The following is a 21,040-nucleotide window of genomic DNA, read 5'->3' as shown; positions in this document are numbered from 1 at the left end:
TGGGCGCAGACCCTGCGCCCCTACAACAACTAACAAATTTATGGTATTACAAGTACAAAACAGCGTTTACGAAGCGAAAACTCAAGAAATAGCTAAACAGGTTCTTGCTGCTACTGGAGAAAATCGCTCATTTTTGGCTGCTTTACGGGATCAAATGCGCTGGGATGATAAATTACTCGATTGGGCTATGAGTAATCCGGGTTTACGGGTACAGTTATTTAGGTTTATTGACACTTTGCCCGCTTTACATAGTAAATCAGAAATTGCGTCCCATTTGCAAGAGTATTTGGGAGATGAGTCCGTAGAATTACCCGCAGCTTTAAAAGCGATCTTAAACTTTGCTAACCCTGATTCTATGCCCGCACAGGTAGCAGCGACAACTGTAGGCACTGCTGTAGAAACTTTAGCACATAAGTATATTTCTGGGGAAAATATTAAGCAAGTCATCAAAACTGTTGAGAGACTGCGAAAGGAGAAGATGGCTTTCACCATTGATTTACTTGGTGAAGCGGTAATTACGGAGACAGAAGCCCAATCTTATTTAGAAAGATACCTGGAATTAATGCAGCAATTGGTGGAAGCATCCAAAAATTGGGGGAAAATTCCGGCTATTGATGAAGCTGACGGCGAAAATATCCCAAAAGTGCAGGTTTCTGTCAAATTAACGGCGTTTTATTCCCAATTTGATCCTTTGGATGCTGAAGGTAGTGAAGCACGAGTAAGCGATCGCATTCGGATTTTATTACGTCGAGCGAAGGAATTAGGTGCAGCAGTCCATTTTGATATGGAGCAATACGCCTACAAGGATATTACTTTCAATATTCTCAAAAAGCTGTTACTAGAAGAAGAATTTCGTCAGCGTACCGATATCGGTATGACTATTCAAGCATATCTGCGCGATAGTGAACAAGATGCTAAAGACATTATCGCTTGGTTAAAACAACGCGGTTATCCTCTGAGTATTCGCTTAGTTAAAGGTGCATATTGGGATCAGGAAACTATCAAAGCTGCCCAAAAACATTGGCCACAACCAGTTTATAATGATAAAGTCGCCACAGATGCGAATTTTGAAACGATTACGCAACTATTACTAGAAAATCATCAGTATGTCTATTCTGCCATAGGAAGTCATAATGTGCGATCGCAATCTCGCGCGATCGCTATTGCGGAAAGTCTCAATGTCCCCCGTCGTCGTTTTGAAATGCAGGTTCTTTACGGCATGGGTGATAAAATTGCTAAAGCTTTGGTAGATAAGGGTTATCGTGTGCGGGTTTATTGTCCCTATGGTGAACTTCTCCCCGGAATGGCTTATCTAATTCGGCGGTTGTTGGAAAATACGGCGAATAGTTCGTTTTTAAGGCAAAATCTGGAAAATCGTCCGGTTGAGGAGTTGTTAGCTCCTCCAATTGTAGCTCACGCAGAGACGCAGAGGCACAGAGAGGAAGAAGGAGGTTTTGTTGGTGTTGCGGATACGGATTTTGCGGAGGAGGAGAGAAGGAATAAGTCGCGTTTAGCTTTTGAGGGTGTGCGTCAGCAGTTGGGAAAGACTTATTTACCGTTGCTGAATGGGGAATATGTGAATACTACAACGTTTGTTGATTCTCTGAATCCTTCTAATTTTAGTCAGGTAGTTGGAAAAATTGGACTTCTGAGTGTTGAACAAGCTGAGGAAGCAATGAAGTTTGCTAAAGCTGCTTTTCCCGCTTGGAAGAAAACTCCAGTTAAACAACGTGCTGATATTTTGCGGAAAGCTGGGGAGTTAATGGAGGAAAGACGCGCTGAACTCTCTGCTTGGATAGTTTTGGAGGTGGGAAAACCCGTTAAGGAAGCTGACGCGGAGGTTTCGGAAGCGATTGATTTTTGTCTTTATTACGCTGAGGAAATGGAACGGCTGGATAAAGGTGTAATTTATGACGTTGTTGGTGAGACTAATCGTTATATTTACCAGCCGAAAGGTATCGCTGTTGTGATTTCTCCCTGGAATTTTCCGTTGGCTATTGCTTGCGGTATGACTGTTGCTGCTTTGGTTTCTGGAAATTGTACTTTACTCAAACCTGCGGAAACTTCTTCGGTAATTACGGCAAAATTTACAGAAATTTTGATTGAAGCTGGAATACCAAAAGGTGTTTTTCAATACGTTCCCGGTAAGGGTTCTCAAGTCGGTGCTTATCTGGTCAATCATCCTGATACCCATGTAATTGCTTTTACTGGTTCTCAAGAAGTAGGCTGTAGAATTTACGCAGAAGCAGCTATCTTGCAACCTGGTCAAAAGCATCTCAAAAAGGTAATTGCGGAAATGGGGGGCAAAAATGCCATCATTGTTGATGAAAGTGCTGATTTAGACCAGGCTGTAGTCGGCGTTGTCCAATCTGCTTTTGGTTATAGTGGCCAAAAATGTTCTGCTTGTTCACGGGTAATTGTGCTTGAACCAATTTATGATGCTTTTGTGGAAAGGTTGGTTGAAGCAACAAAATCTTTGAATATTGGGGAAACGGAATTACCCAGTACCCAAGTTGGTCCAGTGATTGATGCTAATTCGCGCGATCGCATTTTGGAGTATATTCAAAAAGGAAAAGAAGAAGCGAAAGTTGCTTTGGAATTACCCGCACCCACCCAAGGTTATTTTATCGGTCCGGTGATTTTTTCGGAAGTTCCTGCAAATGGAGCGATCGCCCAACAGGAAATATTTGGACCCGTCTTAGCAGTAATTCGCGTTAAAGATTTTCAAGAAGCTTTGGAAGTTGCCAATGGGACAAATTACGCTTTAACTGGTGGACTTTATTCCCGTACACCTTCCCATATTGAACAAGCACAAGCAGAATTTGAAGTAGGCAATTTATATATTAACCGGAATATAACCGGGGCAATAGTCTCACGTCAACCTTTTGGTGGGTTTAAACTTTCTGGTGTCGGTTCAAAAGCAGGAGGTCCAGATTATCTTTTGCAATTCCTAGAACCACGCCATATCACAGAAAACATCCAACGTCAAGGTTTTGCACCAATTGAAGGTGCAGATTAAACCAAATCATGTAGGGGTGGGGAAACCCCACCCTCTTCAAGAAATTATTCTAGTCTCACATCTGAAAACTTGAATTTACCAAGAATACAAGAGATAGCTGATTATTTATATACAAGCAATACTTTTACTGAGAGTCGTGATAGAATTGATCTTAACTGCTGAGTTTAAATAAATGACAACAACAGTTGCAAAAATAATTACCATAGAAGAATTCTTAAAACTGGATTATATTGATGAGTCACCAGCTTGGGAATATATTAACTCAGAAGCAATTCAAAAACCGATGGGTGGAGGTAAACATAGTCTTTTACAAAAACGATTAGTTACAGTTATTGACACAGCCACAAGTGATTATGAAGCATTTCCAGAATTGCGTTGTAGCTGTGGTAATCGTTCTGTAGTTCCTGATATTGCAGTGATTACTACTGATTTAATTCCATTAGATGAAAGCGGTGATATTATTAGCAGTGGAATTAATTTTGCACCAGATTGGGTAATTGAAATTCTTTCACCTGCTCAAAGTCAAACTAAGGTAACTGGCAATATTTTACATTGTATCAAACATGGTACTAAACTGGGATGGTTGCTTGATCCAAATGAGCGTTCAATTTTAGTTTATCAGCCTCATAGTTTACCAGAATTGTTAACTGGAACAGATAGATTACCCGTTTTAGAAGGTGTGAATTTAATCATCACAGTTGAGGAAATATTTGCTTGGTTACAAAGGAAAAAGTGATAAATTTAACCCTCAGAACTAACTTGATTATTTAACCAAATAACCAAATCATTTACACTGGTAAAATCCAACAAAGCTAAACCTAAATTCTCCAAATCTTCCACAGACAACTTATTAATTTTTACCTGTAAATCCTGACTAACTCCACCTATACGACGTTCAAGTAGACGCATAGTGTAATTTAACGCCTCTTCATAGCGAACTTCTTGATAATATCTTGTATTTTTTAAATCACTAATACTAAACATTCTTATTAAATCCTGAAGACTAAAACGAGGTAATTTATAGGAAATAATAGCAGTAGGGTGAGTTAGAAAAAGCGTAACCCACCATTAATTTTTAACTAACTAAATTTGCTTTATCATTCAACCAAGCCACCAAATCAGCTTTACTGGTAAAATCTAACAACGCTAAACCTAAATTCTCTAAATCTTCCACAGACAACTTATTAATTTTTACCTGTAAATCTTGACTAATTCCACCTATGCGACGTTCCAACTGACGTATGACCAGATTTAACTCAGACTCATAGCGCACTTCTTGATAATATCTGGTATTCTTTAAATCACTCATAGTAAACATTCTTGCTAACTCCTGGGGACTGAGACAGTGATAGATTTACGCCACACTATTTTTGATAAAAAAATTATTAAATATTCTTAAACCTATTCTAATATCTGTGTCAGAGTTGGCAAGTAAACATAAGGCTGAAGTATCGAAGGTTTCCAACCGGTAGCCTCCTGAATAAATCCTCCTTTCTCTGCATACGTAGAATTCCAAAATTTATCTATTACTGGAAGTTCTAGCCAATTCAACCTCTCTCCTGTTAAAGAGTTGACTGGCCAATTATAGAAAGTTAGGAAATTTTCATTCATTAAATTTGGGTAATGCTTGAACTCAAAGGGCATAAACTCAGTTTGAGTACGTCCCGGCTGTTCAACAAACCAATGAATAGGAATCAAGCCATTGGGGTATTTTAAATGAACTAGTTTTACCCATTTTTTAAATAAGGTTTGAGCATCAATTTCTTGAGGAGTGTAATCATCACTTATTGTATCAAGACTAACTTCCCAATAGGCAACTAACACACCCTCCCATTGATAGTTTGTAGTTTTGCTATTAACTTTCCAAGTTGGAATTTGCTTCTTTTCGTTAGACATAGATAGCTTTATTGACTACGTTATCCTATTGGTGATTAATTACAGTTTAATCTACTAATATGCTATTTCTTTCAATTTATTCTATGATGCTATCACGCAAAGCTGCAACCAAATGGATCACATTTGTCTGAGTGTTGGTAGGCTAAATATCTTCTGCTTTAATCAGTATAAGACCGAAAAACTAATTATACCCGCTAAAACAATGTCAATTTTAGAGTTTCTCATTGCGATTAATGGCATGGCTGAGTTATGGAGTGCTGATAGAGTATTTCTAGGATTGTTGTCAAGTAACCAGTATGATCCAAACTCTATCAATAATCTTGATGGCATATACGGCAGTTTTAGTGGAATCCAAAGCATCCGTAACTCTGTTGGAATGTATAGCGGTACATCCGGTATTTACAGTCCTTATAACATTTTCTGCCTCAACCCCCCTTTTGTCCTTTATCAAAATCAACCAGTTTTAGTTGTGACAAGAAACGCTCATTTCCAGACCAATGGTGTGCCAGTTGTTGATCCTGATTTTCTTTTAGGTGTCTACGCACAACTGGCCAGTTCAGCACCAATATTAAACAATTCTACCCCATTGGACAGAGTGAATGAGGCAGCGCGAAATACTATGGAGGTTTTGAACAACGCATCGGCAATAGCTGCTTCTATGTTCCATTAATCCCTAATTAGTTTGTAGGGTAAATTAGTGAGCGATCGCATAACCCATTATTAATATTAAATTAAATCCCCCCTCTATCTGACAATAAAGGGGGTGAGAAAATACGATTAAGCCGTGAAATACTTCGCTACAGGGTGATAAGTAATAATCGCCGTTGTAGACTGTTCAGGATATAATTGCTCACTTTCATCCATGTGCATCTTCATCCTATCAACTCCCAGCAACTCCAACTGCTTAAACTGATCTTGAATATTCGGACAAGCCGGATAGCCGAAACTATACCGAGAACCTTGATAACGCTGCGCTAACATATCCCGAATATTATCCGGTTCAGAATCACCAAAACCTAACTCCCGACGGATTCTCGCGTGAGTCCATTCTGCTAAAGCTTCCGCTACCTGTACAGCCATACCATGAAAATACAGATAATCAGTGTATTGATTATTGGCAAATAATTTCTGTCCAAACTCCGTTGCAATTTCCCCCACAGTCACCGCTTGCATAGGGAAAACATCAATTATTCCAGACTCCTTTGGTGCAAAGAAATCGGCAATACATAACCTATTAAAAGACCTTTGACGCGGAAACTCAAAACTTGTCACCTGTTTTGATTGATTCTCCACATCATATATATGTAAAGTATTCCCTTCAGATTGACAAGGGAAATACCCATAAATTACTTGAGGGTGTAATAAATTCTCCTCAATAATTCGCTGCTTCCAATCTTCTAAAATTGGATAAACCTTCTCAGCTAAAAATGCCTGATATTCATCCTTAGATTGTTCTTTTGGCTTGCGAAATTGCCATTGTCCAGCTACCAAAGCTTGCAAATCCAAATACCAGAATAATTCCTCTAAAGAAATATCATCAGATTGTAAAAACTGTGTTCCCCAAAAAGGTGGTTTTGGACGTTCAATATCTACAGCTACTGCTTCCGAACGACGGGTATCTATTACTTTAGGTTCAGCAGGTACTTGATCTTTAACAGCATTATCTACTGTTTCCTTCTGTCCATTTGTTGACTCTTCAGATTCTCCTAATTCATCCAAAAATCCCTGCAAATCATGCCAATTACCTGCGGTTTTAGCTGGCATTAACTTATCCATAAAATGCAAATCAGAAAAAGCATCTTTGCCATAAACAACTTTACCTTTGTAAGCATTTTGGCAATCTTGATTTACAAACTTAGGAGTTAAAGCAGCACCACCTAAAATTACCGGCACAGTAATTCCTTTTTCATTAAAAGCCTGTAAATTCTCCTTCATAAAAGCAGTAGATTTTACTAACAATCCACTCATAGCAATACAATCAGGTTTATACTGTTCGTAAGCTTGAATGATGTTTTCCACAGATTGCTTAATTCCCAGGTTAATCACCTTGTAGCCATTGTTAGATAAAATGATATCTACCAGGTTTTTACCAATATCGTGAACATCACCTTTCACCGTAGCAATTACAAAAGTTCCCTTCGCATTATTACCAGATTCCGACTTTTCCATAAACGGTTCAAGATACGCAACCGCAGCTTTCATGGTTTCGGCTGATTGTAATACAAAAGGTAATTGCATTTGTCCAGAACCGAACAATTCACCCACTACTTTCATCCCGTCTAATAAGAAAGTATTGATGATTTCTAAAGGTGGATATTGTTCTAAAGCCTTGGTTAATTGTGTTTCTAAACCAATGCGTTCACCGTCAATAATATGCCGTTTCAAACGTTCGGGAATAGGGAGATTTTCATCAATTCCCGTATTCCGTTTGGTTTTGACTCCCGCAAAAATTGTTGTCAATTCTCCCAAAGGATCATAAACGCAGACATTACCATCAAATTTGCGTTCATCATAAATTAACTGCCGACAAACTTCTTGATGCTGGGGATCAATTTTCGCCAGTGGTAAAATTTTACTCGCGCTGACAATAGCTGCATCCATACCCGCAGTCATCGCTTCATGCAAAAACATCGAGTTTAACACCATCCGCGATGCTGGATTTAACCCAAAAGATATATTGGAAACACCAAGAATTACATGACTTCCTGGCAATTCTTGACGAATACGGCGAATTGATTCAATGGTAGCCTTGCCATTTTCCCGATCTTCTTCAATCCCAGTAGAAATAGGTAGAGCCAAAGTATCAAAAAAGATTTCCGTGGGAGCAATACCATATTCTACCGCTTGACGGTAAGCACGTTGGGCAATTTGAAACTTTTTCTCGGCTGTCCGCGCCATACCATCTTCGTCAATTGTCCCAATAATTACACCAGCACCGTATTTTTTCGCCAATTCTAGCACTTTCAAAAATCGCGGTTCGCCATCTTCATAGTTGGTAGAATTGAGCAAACACTTACCACCAGCCACCTTTAAACCCGCTTCCATTTTTTCCCATTCTGTGGAATCGAGCATTAACGGTAATGTAACATTATTAACAATTCGGGAAACTAGCTCGTGCATATCACGCACGCCGTCACGTCCCACATAATCAACGTTAACATCAAGGATGTGTGCGCCTTCTTTAACTTGACTTCGCGCCATTGAGACTAAACCATCCCAGTCTTCGGCGTTGAGTAAATCCCGGCATTTTTTAGAACCACTGGCGTTAAGACGTTCACCAACAATCAAGAAAGAATTATCTTGTTCATAAGGCTGAGTAGAATAAATTGATGCGGCTGCTGGTTCTAAACTTGGCTGTCTAACTTTCGGTTTTAACTCTTTAGCAATTTCTGCTAATTGTTGAATGTGTTCTGGCCGTGTCCCACAGCAACCCCCAATCACTTGGACACCTAAATCTTCGATAAAGTGCATTAAAGACATCCGTAATTCCATCGGTGTCAGTCGGTAATGCGCTTGACCACCAACATTTTCCGGTAAACCGGCGTTAGGAATACAGGAAACTACGAAAGGTGAATGTTCTGATAAATACTTGATATGTGGTTTCATCAAGTCTGGACCAGTGGCGCAGTTCAAACCGAGAATATCAATCGGATAAGGTTCTAAAATCGTCAGAACAGCATTGATTTCTGTACCTACCAGCATTGTTCCCATGCTTTCCATAGTCACAGACACCATTAAGGGTCTTCTTTCCCCTTTTTTGGCAAAAACTTCCTCAATCCCATTTAATGCGGCTTTAATTTGCAGCACATCTTGGCAGGTTTCCACTAGAAATAAATCAACACCACCATCAAACAGTGCTTCTGCTTGTTCAGCAAAAGAATCTTTCATGGTGTCAAAATCAATATGTCCCAAGGTGGGTAGTTTGGTTGTTGGACCAATCGAACCGGCTACAAATCGGGGTTTTTCTGGTGTAGAAAATTCCACAGCCACACTTTTGGCGAGTTCGGCGGCGGTTTTGGTGAGGTAGTAAGCCTGGTCTGCTAGGTCATATTCTGCTAAAACTATGGACATAGATCCAAAGGTGTCGGTTTCAATGACATCAGCACCAGCAGTCAGAAAGTCACGGTGAACTTTAATTATGGCTTCGGGCTTACTGTGGACTAGATATTCGTTACAGCCTTCATACTGTGCGCCTCCGAAGTCCTCAGCCGTGAGGTTTTGGGTTTGCAGATTTGTTCCCATTGCGCCGTCAAAGACGATAACGGGACGTGCTGGACTATGTAGGTGTTTGAGGAAAGGATGGGTCATATTATGTGAAAAAATAGAGTTAGTTTTGTGATAGTACACTTAATTTATTATTTTCCTAGATTTTGATAGTTTATACAGGTTGTCAAGAAAACAATATGTTGAAAAGTCAAGAGGATGGTTTTATCCGCTTACAAATAGATGTAATCCAGAGTAAAATTTCGTTGATTATTAGTGAGGTGATATTGGAGAAACAGCGCCTCGTATTGGCAAAATGGGGAAAAGACGTAGCTGCTATTATCCCTGATGATGAATTTGAACGTCTTGAGTGGTTGAGGTATGATATCCAATATGGTCAATTTCAGCTAGATGAAGAATATGATGATGATGAATCTGGCATCCCATGTATTAGCATTAATGAATTAGAATTTAATTTTGATTGTATACTTGCTCAGGTAATGGACAATGATGAAATTTTTGGTTTAACTTTCCCAACAGCTTCTTTTGAAGATAACAATGAGAATTTTATCTCAGGGGCAATTTTAATGAATATTAATAATTTCTGGATACCAGATTATTGGTTGAATAAGTAACATTAAATTTAGTTGATTAAACATCTATATTAAATATATGAGATTTCGAGACTGGGCGACTAGAGTAATGCTAATTTTTTTCCTGCTTGCGGCTCTGATTTTAGCCTTATTTGTTGGTGGATCTAGAAAACCACAAAATAATATTAGTACATCGAATTCAGATCCTACAATCTGGAGTCAATATCCACAAACCCTATTTCAGTCAGCAAAAAAAACCGAGGAACAGCAACCTAATTTACCTAATTTAACTAACTCTTCTGAACAAACCAAGCGAGTTATTAGCAGATACTCCACGACTAAAGCCTTTACTCAGTATAGACCTAATTTTGTCCAAGCTAAAGTTGATCCTAGTAATTATGGCGATCGCTATACCGCAGATATTAATGGTGTCCCTTTTAATCATCAACCTATTATTGTCCTTCATGAAACCACTAATTCAACTTCTAGCGCCATTAATTTTTTTCAAACACCTCATGATGATGAAAATGTTCAAGCCAGTTATCACGCTTTAATTACTTTAGAGGGACAAGTGATTTATTTAGTTCCTCCAGAAAAACGCGCTTTTGGTGCTGGTAATTCGGTGTTCAATGGTGCTAATGGTGTGGAAACTGTCCAGACTAATCCTAATTTACCTCCATCTGTGAATAATTTTGCTTATCATGTTTCTCTAGAAACTCCTCCTGATGCTTGGGGTAAACGTAATATTAAGGAACATACAGGATATACGGAAGCTCAATACGATTCTTTAGCTTGGTTAATTGCTCAAAGTCAAGTTCCAGATGATAGAATTACTACTCATAAAGCTGTAGATGTGGCAGGTGGAAAAGTTGATCCCTTGAGTTTTGATGGTGATAAGTTTCTAAATAAATTGCATTCTTTTCGGCAATTAAAAACTTTTAATAATGTAAAAAATTAACTGCTCATTCAAAGTTTTTTTGTTTTTTCAGTTTATCAATTAGAATATGTACTTTTGTTGATGGTTTAGTACATCCATCTTCGTTAGGATGCTTTTGCTCTAGTTTAATAGCATGATCAATAGCTTTATCTTGATTGAGTTTGAGTTTTTCATATAGCAATTTATAACTTTTATTATAAGTTTCTCCTTGTTTGAGAATACCCTCTTTTTTCATTTCCGATTCTAGCTTTGGACGTAATTCTTTGTAACTACTAAAGGGAGTTGTAGTATAACAATAATGTAGTAAAAACCAAAATTCAAAACAGGGTATTGATGTTATAGATTCAAAATTATATTCTTTTGCTGTACTGAGAGCTTGTTTATATTTTTCTGGTTTATTATCATCATCAAATATACAAAATACCTCATCATATTTTGGTTCACCTCCCCTTTTACTTTCCTGTTGTTTTTCTTGAAATAACTTATAAGCTGTATTTACAATCACCAAAGGATCTCCACCAGCAGCAGAAACAACTTTTATTTTAATTGTTGTTAATTTTAGTTCTCTTATTAGAGAATTGAAATAGTTATATTCTGTTTCTTCACCTTCAACTACAATTAAGAAGTAACTTCTAGAGTTTTGATTTCTTGAACTTCGTTTTAAATTATTGGTAGATTTTCCCCGTGACATATATTTTTAGATAGTTAACCCATTAATAAAAGGAATAGCACCATAGCGACCTAGTAGATAACCTTTTTGTAAAGATTCATTTTCACGAGGTCGAAAATCAAGCAATGAATATAGTTGAGTCATGCTGTTATCTTTCTCAGTAAACCATACTTGGTCAGGTCTGAATATTTCATCATCTAACAGTGTAGTGTCATGAGTTGTAAATATTAATTGGGCATTGTTTTTATTAATTTCTGGATTATTAAACATTTTAATTAAGGCTTTAGAAAGAACTGGGTGTAAACTTCTATCTAGTTCATCTATGAATATTACTTCTCCATATTCTAATACATACAGCCAAAGTCCAGCTATTTCAAATAAACGTTGTGTACCATCAGATTCATCATCTATATCAAATTCTACTTCTTGTTCGGAGTCATTCATTTTATGAACAGTTATAATATCTAATTTTCCCACATCAGTGATATCTTTCATACTTATATTCATTCCTCTATTCTCCATTTCCTGTTGAAGAAAATAAGTCAAACTAGAATTTAATGTCTTAGGTGTACTTTCAATCTTTAGATCAGCAATATCAGTATCTGCTTCAGTTAATAACTTAGCAATTTGGTTCTGAAAATTTTTATTATTATTATCATCAACTATGTAGGGAGTATCTATATGGAGAAGAATATTTATTTCATCTTGAAAAAAAATAAATACCTCTGTTAATTGAGGATGATTATTTTGTGCAGCATGAGATATAAATAAAGAATTAGAACGAACAAATCTTTGAATACGTTTTTTTTCCCCTTTTAATCCTTTACCAAAAGACCATTTATATCCTTCATCTGGTTGAAATTTTGGATTATCTGGCAGATATTCACGAGAAAACCAGTTTTGCTGAATTTCATTGGGATAAGCAATTAACCACTCTTCAAATACTCGTTCTCGATTTAAAGAAACTCCATATTCATAACGAATATCATCACGAATAAAAATTACTTCAAAACTACTAGGCTTTTTTGCTGATTCACTATTTAATCTAAATGCTTCAACAGGTAATTTATCACCAATTTGCATTCTACTAGCTGAGTTAATTACAAGATTTTTCAGGGTTTGCATAGCTTTGAGTAAATTACTTTTACCTGAAGCATTAGGACCATAAATAGCAGTGCTTGTAACTAAGCGTAAATCATCATTATTAGGGATAGAAAAAGTATTACTATCTAGCATGGTTTCATCTTCAGAAGCTACCATAATTAATGTTTGCTTTTCTTGGATTGAACGATAATTTTCTACACTGAATTCTACAAGCATAACTTTATTCTTAGTTGGTTATCCGCATATAACCCACAAATTATTCTAAATACTAAAAATTGGCGTTGCTGAATTAGGGTATGAAATTCAAAAATCAATGATTTCAAACTCTTACTCTCTGTAGACTCTGCGCCTCTGCGTGAAACAAAATCATACTCTTAATCAGCAACACCTAAAAATTATACTTTTTGTACTTGCTAATTATCTAGTTTATAGCAACTTTTATTTGTGGGCTTACTCAAGCATACATAAATAATGAACAAATAGCTCCAGCTATAAAACTAGAGCTATGATCAATATATGGAAATTTAGGAAATCCTACTTACTAAAACTGTAAATCTGCTGAGTTTGTAAGTTATCTTTTAAAGATGAAGGTAGTAAACCAACAGAGAAGATTTGCCTGTCTAACTGTACCTGCAAATTACTCAAAGGATCGCTACCTGTCGCAATGAGAAATTCCATTTTCTGAATATAGGGTAAAGTTGCGATTTCATCTAAAATCTGGCAAATTGCTTGCAGGTAAGGATGTCCTTTTTGTTGATACCAATTAGATTCAGCAATATTAGCTTGATCAAAACCTAAATGTACAGTTAAAGATGGTTGATCAAATAAAGCGATTCCTAATGGACGGGCTTCTTCTTGTAACAATAAATGCTGATTCTTTGATAAATGCCGTATTTTTTCTAATCGTTCATAACGTTCAGTTACGGATTCCGGTTCATCTTGCCAATGTATCGCTATTGTTACTAGATAAGTTTGTAACAACATATGTCCCAATTTCTTGGCTTTGGTAGCTAGATAATAGGAATTGAAATCATTAGACTCAATTAAGAGGGGAAGACGATCTACAACTTCTAAACCATAACCTTTGACACCAGCAATTTTCCGGGGATTATTGGTAATGAGGCGGATTTTTTTGATGCCCAAATCCATGAGAATTTGCGCCCCCATGCCATAATCGCGCAAATCAGCCGGAAATCCTAAACGCTCATTTGCTTCTACCGTATCCAAGCCCATATCCTGCAAAGAGTAGGCTTTCAGCTTGTTAATTAAGCCTATTCCCCGTCCCTCTTGACGCAGGTAAACAACGACACCTTGACCAGCATTTTCAATCATTTTCAATGCGGCTTGCAATTGCATTCGACAGTCGCAGCGCAAAGAACCCAAAGCATCACCCGTTAAACATTCTGAGTGCATTCGCACCATGATTGGTTGATCTTGGAAATTTGCTGGATCTCCCTTGACAATAGCGACGTGATCTGTATTATCTAGGGTGTGGCGGTAGCCGTAAATATCAAATTGACCAAACTCGCTGGGTAGCTTGGTAATAATTTCGCGATATACCAGGCGATCGTTTTGCAGACGATAACTGATTAAATCAGCAATGCTAATTATTTTCAGGTGATGATTTTTGGCATATTCAACTAACTGATTTAACCGAGCCATTGAACCATCAGGGTTTTGAATTTCACAAATTACCCCGGCTGGGTAAAGTCCAGCTAGTCTGGCTAAGTCAACAGCGGCTTCTGTATGTCCTGCCCGTTTGAGTACGCCTCCCGCCCTAGCCCGTAGTGGGAAAATATGACCTGGACGGCGCAATTCTTCCGGTTTGGTGGCTGGGTTGAGGGTGACTTGAATCGTGCGGGCGCGGTCTTCGGCGGAAATACCAGTGCTAACGCCCAAATGGGGACCAGCATCAATACTAACGGTGAATGCAGTTTGGTTAGTATCTGTCAGCTTGCTCACCATTAATGGTAAGTCTAGTTCATCCAAGCGATCGCCTGTCATAGCCAGACAAATCAACCCTCTGGCTTCTACGGCCATGAAGTTAATCATGTCAGGGGTGGCAAATTGGGCGGCACAAATTAAATCGCCTTCATTTTCTCGATTTTCGTCATCTACGACGACGATGACACGACCAGCTTTGAGATCGGCCAAAGCGGCATCAATAGTATCAAATTTAAAGGTTTGAGTTGTCTTAGGCTGTGACACAGAAAATTTCCAGCTACCAACGTAAATTTTTTTAACAATTTCTTATTGTAAATTGTAGCTTGTTTCTCAGAATTAGATTTTGTCTAAAAACTAAGTCACATTTTTGACGGATTTGATACCTGTACTGCACCACTGAACCAGTAACCATCGGTCAGAATCTTTGTCTAGTGCTGGTTTGAGGCGGAAATTAAAAACTTCTTCCCATACATCCACTCCATACTGATCAACAAAATCAGACTCTAGAGTTTTAAATTGTTCCCAATTGCGATCGCTAATAGCAATTAACATAGGAACAATAGTATTAATGGGAACTTGGGTCGCTACGGTAATCATTCTGGGTAATCCTCAAAAATACAAATGATAGGCATTGATGACTTTTTCGTATTAATAATTTTGACCAGCCGTTTTCCCTTTCTTCTTGCTAAAGCAAAACAAGCTAACTCTGTAACAGCCGCAGACCAATCTCTTGTATCTGTTACTGGATCAAATTCCTCCTCATCTGGGTTATTTGGTTCATTCTTGTCATTCATGTTGTCAACTATTTTTTATTTTGACGGTTGGCGATCGCATTCTTGAGGACAGTTTCCACAAGATTGCTAACACTCCTGTTTTCTTCTTCAGCCCAATTGTCTAATTCTGCTTTTAATTCAGTTGGCAAGTAAATAGTCACTTTAGGTTTTTTGGTAGCCACAATCATTTTGATATAATCAGCGTCGTTATAACGCTATTTATAACCTTTTCGGATAACTTAATTCTAGAGTGTCAATACTTGCCGTTACTTACCAATACTATACCACAGTAAAACTAACTTGGTATCGGGCTTGGAAATTTATAATTTTCTGTCACATAAAAAACATAATCTTTAGTGGTACTGATTTTATACACACTATGAGTGTGATTCTTTTTTAAAGATATTTGTAATTATAGGTACGCTAAAAGATGCTCTTTGCTATACAATGCAGCGAAAGTTCAATAGCAAGAAGTCTTTAGTAATTAGCGACTAGCTGGACTGCTGATGACTGATAATAGATAACTAAAAGTGGATAAGGATTTAAGATCATGGGAAATTTAAGACGCGTACCAGTTGGAATCGTTGGCGCGTCAGGGTATGGTGGAGTGCAGCTAGTGCGACTGCTGATGGATCATCCTGAAGTAGAAATCGTTTATTTAGGTGGTGAAAGCAGCGCAGGTAAATCCTTTGCTGACCTGTATCCACAGTTCGGTAATATAGTTAATTTGCCCATTGAGGCAGTCCAACCGGATATTATTGCTAGTCGTTGTGAAGTGGTATTTCTATCTTTACCCAATGGACTAGCTTGCCAAATCGCTCCCCAACTTATAGAAAAAGGTTGTAAGGTACTGGATCTGAGTGCTGATTATCGCTTCGGTGATTTGAAAACTTATACGACTTGGTATGGAACAGAAAGAAGCGATCGCACTATAGCAGCAACAGCAGTTTATGGTTTACCGGAATTGTACCGCGATCGCATTGCCGAAGCCAATCTGGTCGGCTGTCCTGGTTGCTATCCTACAGCTAGTTTGCTGGCACTCTCCCCACTTCTAAAACAAGGTTTAATAGTTCCTGAAACAGCCATCATTGATGCCAAATCCGGCACATCTGGGGGCGGAAGACAAGCCAAAGTCAACCTGTTGTTAGCCGAAGCCGATAACTCTCTGGGTGCTTATAACGTCGGTAGACACCGCCACACCCCAGAAATTGAGCAGATTTGTAGTGAATTGGCAGGACATGACGTAAAAATCCAATTTACACCCCACCTGATCCCCATGGTGCGGGGGATTTTAGCCACTGTGTACGCCACCATGCGCGATCCCGGTTTAGTCCGTGATGACCTGATTACCATCTACAGCGCCTTTTACCGCAATTCCCCTTGGGTGAAAATCTGTAATAGTGGCACTTATCCCCAAACTAAATGGGCGTGTGGAAGTAACAATTGTTATATCGGCTTAGAAGTTGACCCCCGCACCGGGCGCGTTATCGTCATGTCAGCCATTGATAACCTGATTAAAGGTCAAGCCGGACAAGCAATTCAGTGTATGAATATCATGTTGGGTTGGGATGAAACCTTAGGATTACCTAAAGTTGGGTTTTATCCTTAATTAGGTTACAGGGAACAGGTGACAGGTGACAGAGAATAGGGAATAGGGAATAGGGAATAGGCAAGAAATATGATCTTTCTTTCACCTCTTACCTTCTTTTACTGTCACCTGTCACCTGTCACCTGTCACCTATTTTGGTCCTAAACCCACAGTACCAGCATAGATGGCGCGATCGCCTAATTCATGCTCAATGCGGAGGAGGCGATTGTATTTAGCTACTCGTTCACTGCGACACAGAGAACCGGTTTTGATTTGACCGGCGCGAGTAGCTACTGCTAAATCAGCAATGGTTGTATCTTCAGTTTCACCGGAACGATGGCTAATTACTGAACGGAAACCGTTGCGAGTCGCTAAATCAATGGTTTCCAAAGTTTCAGTTAGAGAACCGATTTGATTCAACTTAATCAAAATCGAATTAGCGGCTTTTTGTTCAATGCCTTTTTGTAAGCGGGTGGCGTTGGTGACAAACAAATCATCACCCACCAACTGCACTTTTGAGCCTAACTTCTGAGTTAGTAATTGCCAACTTTGCCAATCTTCCTCATGTAAACCATCTTCAATGGAAACAATGGGATATTGCTCAACCAATTGTCCTAAATAATCAATAAACTCATTTGGTGAGTGGGGTTTACCATCATAGACATACTGGCCATTTTTGTAAAATTCACTAGCAGCCACGTCTAAAGCTAAGGCTACATCTTCACCAGGTTTGTAACCAGCTTGTTTAATCGCCGCTACCAGCAATTCTAAAGCTACTTGGTTAGATTCTAGGTTAGGTGCAAAACCACCTTCATCACCCACACCTGTCAGCAAACCTTTATCATCTAACACTTTGCTGAGTGTGGCAAATACTTCTGCACCCCAGCGCAATGCTTCTTTGAAAGAAGGAGCGCCAATAGGAACAATCATAAACTCTTGAAAATCAACGTTATTAGATGCGTGCGCTCCACCGTTGATCACATTCATTAAAGGGACTGGCAATAAATTCGCCAAAGGTCCTCCTAAATAGCGATAGAGGGGAATATCTAAAGACTCCGCACCAGCCTTTGCAGCAGCCAGGGAAATGCCTAAAATGGCATTTGCACCCAAATTCGCTTTATTGGGTGAACCATCGAGGGAAATCATCAATCTGTCTAAGGCTTCTTGGTTGAGAGCATCCAAACCTAGTAATTTAGGAGCTAGTACCTCATTGACATTCTGCACCGCCTTGAGTACCCCTTTGCCACCATAACGGCTTTTATCGCCATCACGCAATTCATGAGCCTCAAATGTGCCTGTGGAAGCCCCGCTGGGAACTTGTGCTACTCCGATAGCGCCGTTAGCTAAATGGACTTCGGCTTCAACTGTGGGTTTTCCCCGTGAGTCGAGGATTTCGCGGGCGACAATAGCTTCAATAGCTGTATCTAGAAATTTGGTCATTCGTTGTTTGTCCTTGATTTTGAGTATGTTGTCAGGGTTGAACTTTTACAGTTTACTAATAACCCAATCGTTAGTTTATGTGTTTCTGAGGCAAAATCGGCTGACATTAAAGAAGATTTCCAATCGTGAAGGGTGATAATGCTCGCTGAGTATGGAAGGAAACATGGAATTTGTCTGAATCAGGATGTACAGGATTATTTATTGATAATTTACTTATTTTGAATACATCAATTGCTGTCTTTATTTTTAATATTCAGGTATAAAATCCTGACAATCCTCAAATCCTGAAAATCCTGATTCTGACTAATATTTGTTATGATTGCATATCGAAATCGAGTTCATGATCTCAGATATAAAACTTAGCCATGCAGTTTAGCAATGTTAAATCCTTACTGAGTGAGAAACAGATTCCAGATATTTACGTTATAATTTTCTTAAATCAAAATTAGCTAAACAATTAAAAAGCAGCTAAAAACTATGAAAGCCTTAGAAGTTACTGGAAAAATACAAGAAGGACAATTAACCTTAGATTATCCTTTACAAATTGATAATATTAATGCTGTCAAAGTAATTATTCTTTTACCAGAAGCAGATGATTATGATCTTGATGATACTCCCATTGAAGAAATAAAAGAGAGTTTAACCAGGGCTTTTGCAGAAGTAAAATCAGGTAAGGCTAGACCTATTTCTGAATTATGGGAGAGAATTGAAAGTGAATGATATCTCAGTTAAATTTTCTCCTGAATTTGAAAAACAATTATATAAACTATCAAAACGATATCGGAAAATTCGTGATGATATTGAACCCATTATTTTGCAGTTGCAGGAAGGAGAAATAATAGGAGATCGTCTCGTAGGGTTAGGAGAAGAATATCAAGTTTATAAGGTTAGGGTGAAAAATAGCAATATTCAAAAAGGCAAAAGTGCAGGATATCGAGTTATTTATTATCTACAAACTGCTACAAATATTATTTTGTTAACAGTATATTCAAAATCTGATCAAGAGGATATTGGTGTTGCAACCATTCAAGGAATTGTAGAACAGCTTATGGAATAGAATAACTAATTTCCATAGATACAGAAAAGCGTTAGCGTTAGCTTACCGCAGGTATCGCTCTTTTGAAGTTAATGTGGCTAGTACCGTCAGGCGGAATTAAAAATTAATAATTAAAAAGGCTGATTACACAAGCTTTTTGAAGATTTTTAATGGTTCATGTACTTGCGTTGCATTGTACTAGGATAAATTTTGATATAATTATAGCATTTTCATGAACACATAACGTAGGGGTTTAGCTTTTAGCTAACCCCCTACCCGTATATAAAAATGTAGAAACGAATTTCTATCTAATCTCAATAATCTTGATATTTGAATCAGTTATCCAAAAAAGCCATCATCGCCATTTATTGTATCTTGTCTTTCTCCACAAACTGCACAGGATAAATTACGTTCCCATCTAGCCCCATACCAACGTAAAATAGAAGGTGTTTTTGAGCCATATTCCATCTTAGGCCAACTTTCATAAGTATTATCTCGGCGATTAGCCCAAATATAAAAATCTGCAATTAAATCTTCCTCTAAAGACTTAATACCACTATCTTTACCACGAGATAATTCAACTAATGCCAATTTGACAATCATATTTGATATAGGCAAAATATCAGAAGATAAACCTACTTGAACAGTTGCTTTGACTTCATTATCAGGAACATAAGCAGGATTATCCTCTCTAGCTTGTCGAAATTGAGAAACTTCTTCTTGCCGAGATTCCAAAAAATCCTTAGTAAAAACACAGGCTAAACAAGGTCCTGCAAAAGGACGAACTCTTAAAATATCTCCACCACAAGCACGAGTTAACGCCCTCCCAAAAATAGTAGGTATTTTATATTCCAATGCAATACTATTGAGATTAAAGCGACTACGATTATTATCAGTTGCAGCAATAATTAAATGACAATCTTTGAGTAAAAGTTTAGTCTGATCTAGATTAGTATTGATATCTATTTCAGCAGTTTCTACTTGAAGATAAGGATTTTTGCCATATAATAAATCTCTAACAGATTTAGTTTTATAACGTCCTAAATCACCAGTTCCACAAGTATGACGCGCTACGTTTCCTAACTCTAAGCGATCAAAGTCAATTAAGACAAAATTACCAACTCCCGCTTTGGCCAATTCTATTGCTACGGAAGAACCACCACTTCCTAATCCTACTATTCCAACCTTAAAATCTTCAAGCAATGAAGTTTCTAGCAAACCTTGGCTTCTGGAATAAAGCTCAGAATGTTCAGGAATGAATTTCACAATTCCTTCATTCAAAGAACCGTCAGGTTGCTTAATAAAAACACGACATTGTAATTTATCTTCTTCAATTGCAGATAAAACTATAATATTATACGATTGTTTTTCGTGTTGATATAATCTTGTATTAACAATTTCATTAACCACATTCAAGACTTCATCATTATTTCCAAACTGTGGTAAAATTTGGATAACTGAAGTAACAGAAATACCCGCAAAATGAGCTTTAGGTTGTGACGTATATACATGAAATACTTCTCCCTCATCAAATCCAAAAGCTACCGCAGGAACTTGATCAATTTTGGATACTTTCCAGCTTTGATAAATAGTTGAAATTTGGTTTTCGTGCATATACACAAAAGAAGTTTTTCCAAAAAAACCTTCTTCAGCAATTTGATCAGCTACTACAGCATCAGGATTAGGTAATTTTTCATTCTTCCCTTGCACAACTAACTCACCCGTTGTAGGGTCAAATACTAGGTTTTGATCTTCAGGAGTCTCTCCTGCTGCTACTGTTTGTTGGAAGAAATTTTGAACTTCTTGAGATTCTGCTTGACTCATGATTTTGCCTTTA

General features: G+C 37.9%; 20 protein-coding genes. 8 read left to right on the top strand and 12 right to left on the bottom strand.

Annotated features, from left to right (window positions below; genetic code table 11):
• The first annotated feature begins 40 nt into the window (after positions 1–40).
• Both pruA and FJR04_RS08510 read left to right on the top strand, forming a co-directional pair.
• Positions 41–3,019 carry an L-glutamate gamma-semialdehyde dehydrogenase gene (gene pruA, locus FJR04_RS08515; RefSeq protein ID WP_168493597.1) on the top strand — a complete coding sequence of 993 codons (2,979 nt, stop codon included), beginning with the start codon at positions 41–43 and terminating at the stop codon, positions 3,017–3,019.
• Between the two features lie 172 nt (positions 3,020–3,191).
• A complete protein-coding gene (locus tag FJR04_RS08510; protein ID WP_168493595.1) occupies positions 3,192–3,755 on the top strand; it encodes a Uma2 family endonuclease in 564 nt (187 codons plus the stop codon).
• 5 nt (positions 3,756–3,760) lie between these two features.
• Here the strand turns inward: FJR04_RS08510 and FJR04_RS08505 are convergent, their stop codons facing one another.
• From FJR04_RS08505 to FJR04_RS08495, 3 genes are all read right to left on the bottom strand, one after another.
• On the bottom strand, positions 3,761–4,003 hold the full coding sequence (locus tag FJR04_RS08505) for a DUF4351 domain-containing protein (protein ID WP_168493593.1): 243 nt from the start codon (positions 4,001–4,003) through the stop codon (positions 3,761–3,763).
• A 91-nt stretch (positions 4,004–4,094) separates the two neighbouring features.
• A complete protein-coding gene (locus FJR04_RS08500; RefSeq protein ID WP_254445237.1) occupies positions 4,095–4,328 on the bottom strand; it encodes a DUF4351 domain-containing protein in 234 nt (77 codons plus the stop codon).
• A gap of 92 nt (positions 4,329–4,420) precedes the next feature.
• Positions 4,421–4,915, bottom strand: a complete 495-nt coding sequence (locus FJR04_RS08495) for a hypothetical protein (RefSeq protein WP_168493591.1) — start codon at positions 4,913–4,915, stop codon at positions 4,421–4,423.
• Positions 4,916–5,117: 202 nt separating this feature from the next.
• On the opposite strand from FJR04_RS08495, the gene FJR04_RS08490 reads away from it, so the two are divergent.
• Positions 5,118–5,585 carry a hypothetical protein gene (locus tag FJR04_RS08490; RefSeq protein WP_168493589.1) on the top strand — a complete coding sequence of 156 codons (468 nt, stop codon included), beginning with the start codon at positions 5,118–5,120 and terminating at the stop codon, positions 5,583–5,585.
• A 107-nt stretch (positions 5,586–5,692) separates the two neighbouring features.
• Here the strand turns inward: FJR04_RS08490 and metH are convergent, their stop codons facing one another.
• Positions 5,693–9,223 (bottom strand): methionine synthase, encoded by a 3,531-nt coding sequence (gene metH, locus FJR04_RS08485; RefSeq protein ID WP_168493587.1) that lies wholly within the window; start codon positions 9,221–9,223, stop codon positions 5,693–5,695.
• Positions 9,224–9,318: 95 nt separating this feature from the next.
• Between metH and FJR04_RS08480 the strand changes: the two genes are divergently transcribed.
• Complete coding sequence (locus FJR04_RS08480; RefSeq protein ID WP_168493585.1) at positions 9,319–9,753, top strand: type II toxin-antitoxin system Phd/YefM family antitoxin; 435 nt, start codon at positions 9,319–9,321, stop codon at positions 9,751–9,753.
• 37 nt (positions 9,754–9,790) lie between these two features.
• A complete protein-coding gene (locus FJR04_RS08475; RefSeq protein ID WP_168493583.1) occupies positions 9,791–10,669 on the top strand; it encodes an N-acetylmuramoyl-L-alanine amidase in 879 nt (292 codons plus the stop codon).
• A 4-nt stretch (positions 10,670–10,673) separates the two neighbouring features.
• On the opposite strand, the gene FJR04_RS08470 is transcribed toward FJR04_RS08475, so the two are convergent.
• The 6 genes from FJR04_RS08470 to FJR04_RS08445 form a co-directional block, all read right to left on the bottom strand.
• Positions 10,674–11,339, bottom strand: coding sequence for an RloB family protein (locus FJR04_RS08470; protein ID WP_168493581.1), 666 nt, complete (start codon positions 11,337–11,339; stop codon positions 10,674–10,676).
• Between the two features lie 6 nt (positions 11,340–11,345).
• Positions 11,346–12,638, bottom strand: a complete 1,293-nt coding sequence (locus FJR04_RS08465) for an ATP/GTP-binding protein (RefSeq protein ID WP_168493579.1) — start codon at positions 12,636–12,638, stop codon at positions 11,346–11,348.
• Between the two features lie 318 nt (positions 12,639–12,956).
• Complete coding sequence (ribBA, locus tag FJR04_RS08460) at positions 12,957–14,630, bottom strand: bifunctional 3,4-dihydroxy-2-butanone-4-phosphate synthase/GTP cyclohydrolase II (RefSeq protein WP_168493577.1); 1,674 nt, start codon at positions 14,628–14,630, stop codon at positions 12,957–12,959.
• A 90-nt stretch (positions 14,631–14,720) separates the two neighbouring features.
• A complete protein-coding gene (locus FJR04_RS08455) occupies positions 14,721–14,963 on the bottom strand; it encodes a hypothetical protein (protein WP_168493575.1) in 243 nt (80 codons plus the stop codon).
• On the bottom strand, positions 14,960–15,160 hold the full coding sequence (locus FJR04_RS08450; RefSeq protein ID WP_168493573.1) for a hypothetical protein: 201 nt from the start codon (positions 15,158–15,160) through the stop codon (positions 14,960–14,962). Before FJR04_RS08450 ends, FJR04_RS08455 begins: the two co-directional genes overlap by 4 nt.
• Before the next feature lie 8 nt (positions 15,161–15,168).
• Entirely contained in the window at positions 15,169–15,321 is a 153-nt protein-coding gene (locus tag FJR04_RS08445; RefSeq protein WP_371418129.1) for a ribbon-helix-helix protein, CopG family, read from the bottom strand.
• A 368-nt stretch (positions 15,322–15,689) separates the two neighbouring features.
• Here FJR04_RS08445 and argC point away from each other — a divergent pair, with 368 nt between their 5' ends.
• Positions 15,690–16,748, top strand: a complete 1,059-nt coding sequence (argC, locus tag FJR04_RS08440) for an N-acetyl-gamma-glutamyl-phosphate reductase (RefSeq protein WP_168493569.1) — start codon at positions 15,690–15,692, stop codon at positions 16,746–16,748.
• Between the two features lie 129 nt (positions 16,749–16,877).
• On the opposite strand, the gene eno is transcribed toward argC, so the two are convergent.
• A complete protein-coding gene (gene eno, locus FJR04_RS08435) occupies positions 16,878–18,167 on the bottom strand; it encodes a phosphopyruvate hydratase (protein WP_168493567.1) in 1,290 nt (429 codons plus the stop codon).
• A 477-nt stretch (positions 18,168–18,644) separates the two neighbouring features.
• Between eno and FJR04_RS08430 the strand changes: the two genes are divergently transcribed.
• Both FJR04_RS08430 and FJR04_RS08425 read left to right on the top strand, forming a co-directional pair.
• Positions 18,645–18,887 carry a hypothetical protein gene (locus tag FJR04_RS08430; protein WP_168493565.1) on the top strand — a complete coding sequence of 81 codons (243 nt, stop codon included), beginning with the start codon at positions 18,645–18,647 and terminating at the stop codon, positions 18,885–18,887.
• Positions 18,874–19,224, top strand: coding sequence for a type II toxin-antitoxin system RelE/ParE family toxin (locus tag FJR04_RS08425; protein ID WP_168493563.1), 351 nt, complete (start codon positions 18,874–18,876; stop codon positions 19,222–19,224). The genes FJR04_RS08430 and FJR04_RS08425 overlap by 14 nt, the downstream gene beginning before the upstream one ends.
• Before the next feature lie 318 nt (positions 19,225–19,542).
• Here the strand turns inward: FJR04_RS08425 and FJR04_RS08420 are convergent, their stop codons facing one another.
• Positions 19,543–21,027: a ThiF family adenylyltransferase gene (locus FJR04_RS08420; RefSeq protein ID WP_217359262.1), complete on the bottom strand. Its 1,485-nt coding sequence runs from the start codon at positions 21,025–21,027 to the stop codon at positions 19,543–19,545.
• Positions 21,028–21,040: the final 13 nt, after the last annotated feature.

The sequence above is a fragment of the Anabaena sp. UHCC 0204 genome, assembly GCF_009711975.1.
Lineage (GTDB): Bacteria > Cyanobacteriota > Cyanobacteriia > Cyanobacteriales > Nostocaceae > Dolichospermum.
Note: the sequence above shows the minus strand (reverse complement) of the source record. Positions and strands in the feature narration are given on the sequence as shown.

What these genes read in the sequence shown, in the direction of transcription:
- pruA (WP_168493597.1), top strand. Translation starts at nt 41, where the DNA reads ATGGTATTACAAGTACAAAACAGCGTTTACGAAGCGAAAACTCAAGAA.
- FJR04_RS08510 (WP_168493595.1), top strand. Translation starts at nt 3,192, where the DNA reads ATGACAACAACAGTTGCAAAAATAATTACCATAGAAGAATTCTTAAAA.
- FJR04_RS08505 (WP_168493593.1), bottom strand. Translation starts at nt 4,003, where the DNA reads ATGTTTAGTATTAGTGATTTAAAAAATACAAGATATTATCAAGAAGTT.
- FJR04_RS08500 (WP_254445237.1), bottom strand. Translation starts at nt 4,328, where the DNA reads ATGAGTGATTTAAAGAATACCAGATATTATCAAGAAGTGCGCTATGAG.
- FJR04_RS08495 (WP_168493591.1), bottom strand. Translation starts at nt 4,915, where the DNA reads ATGTCTAACGAAAAGAAGCAAATTCCAACTTGGAAAGTTAATAGCAAA.
- FJR04_RS08490 (WP_168493589.1), top strand. Translation starts at nt 5,118, where the DNA reads ATGTCAATTTTAGAGTTTCTCATTGCGATTAATGGCATGGCTGAGTTA.
- metH (WP_168493587.1), bottom strand. Translation starts at nt 9,223, where the DNA reads ATGACCCATCCTTTCCTCAAACACCTACATAGTCCAGCACGTCCCGTT.
- FJR04_RS08480 (WP_168493585.1), top strand. Translation starts at nt 9,319, where the DNA reads ATGTTGAAAAGTCAAGAGGATGGTTTTATCCGCTTACAAATAGATGTA.
- FJR04_RS08475 (WP_168493583.1), top strand. Translation starts at nt 9,791, where the DNA reads ATGAGATTTCGAGACTGGGCGACTAGAGTAATGCTAATTTTTTTCCTG.
- FJR04_RS08470 (WP_168493581.1), bottom strand. Translation starts at nt 11,339, where the DNA reads ATGTCACGGGGAAAATCTACCAATAATTTAAAACGAAGTTCAAGAAAT.
- FJR04_RS08465 (WP_168493579.1), bottom strand. Translation starts at nt 12,638, where the DNA reads ATGCTTGTAGAATTCAGTGTAGAAAATTATCGTTCAATCCAAGAAAAG.
- FJR04_RS08455 (WP_168493575.1), bottom strand. Translation starts at nt 14,963, where the DNA reads ATGATTACCGTAGCGACCCAAGTTCCCATTAATACTATTGTTCCTATG.
- FJR04_RS08450 (WP_168493573.1), bottom strand. Translation starts at nt 15,160, where the DNA reads ATGAATGACAAGAATGAACCAAATAACCCAGATGAGGAGGAATTTGAT.
- argC (WP_168493569.1), top strand. Translation starts at nt 15,690, where the DNA reads ATGGGAAATTTAAGACGCGTACCAGTTGGAATCGTTGGCGCGTCAGGG.
- eno (WP_168493567.1), bottom strand. Translation starts at nt 18,167, where the DNA reads ATGACCAAATTTCTAGATACAGCTATTGAAGCTATTGTCGCCCGCGAA.
- FJR04_RS08430 (WP_168493565.1), top strand. Translation starts at nt 18,645, where the DNA reads ATGAAAGCCTTAGAAGTTACTGGAAAAATACAAGAAGGACAATTAACC.
- FJR04_RS08420 (WP_217359262.1), bottom strand. Translation starts at nt 21,027, where the DNA reads ATGAGTCAAGCAGAATCTCAAGAAGTTCAAAATTTCTTCCAACAAACA.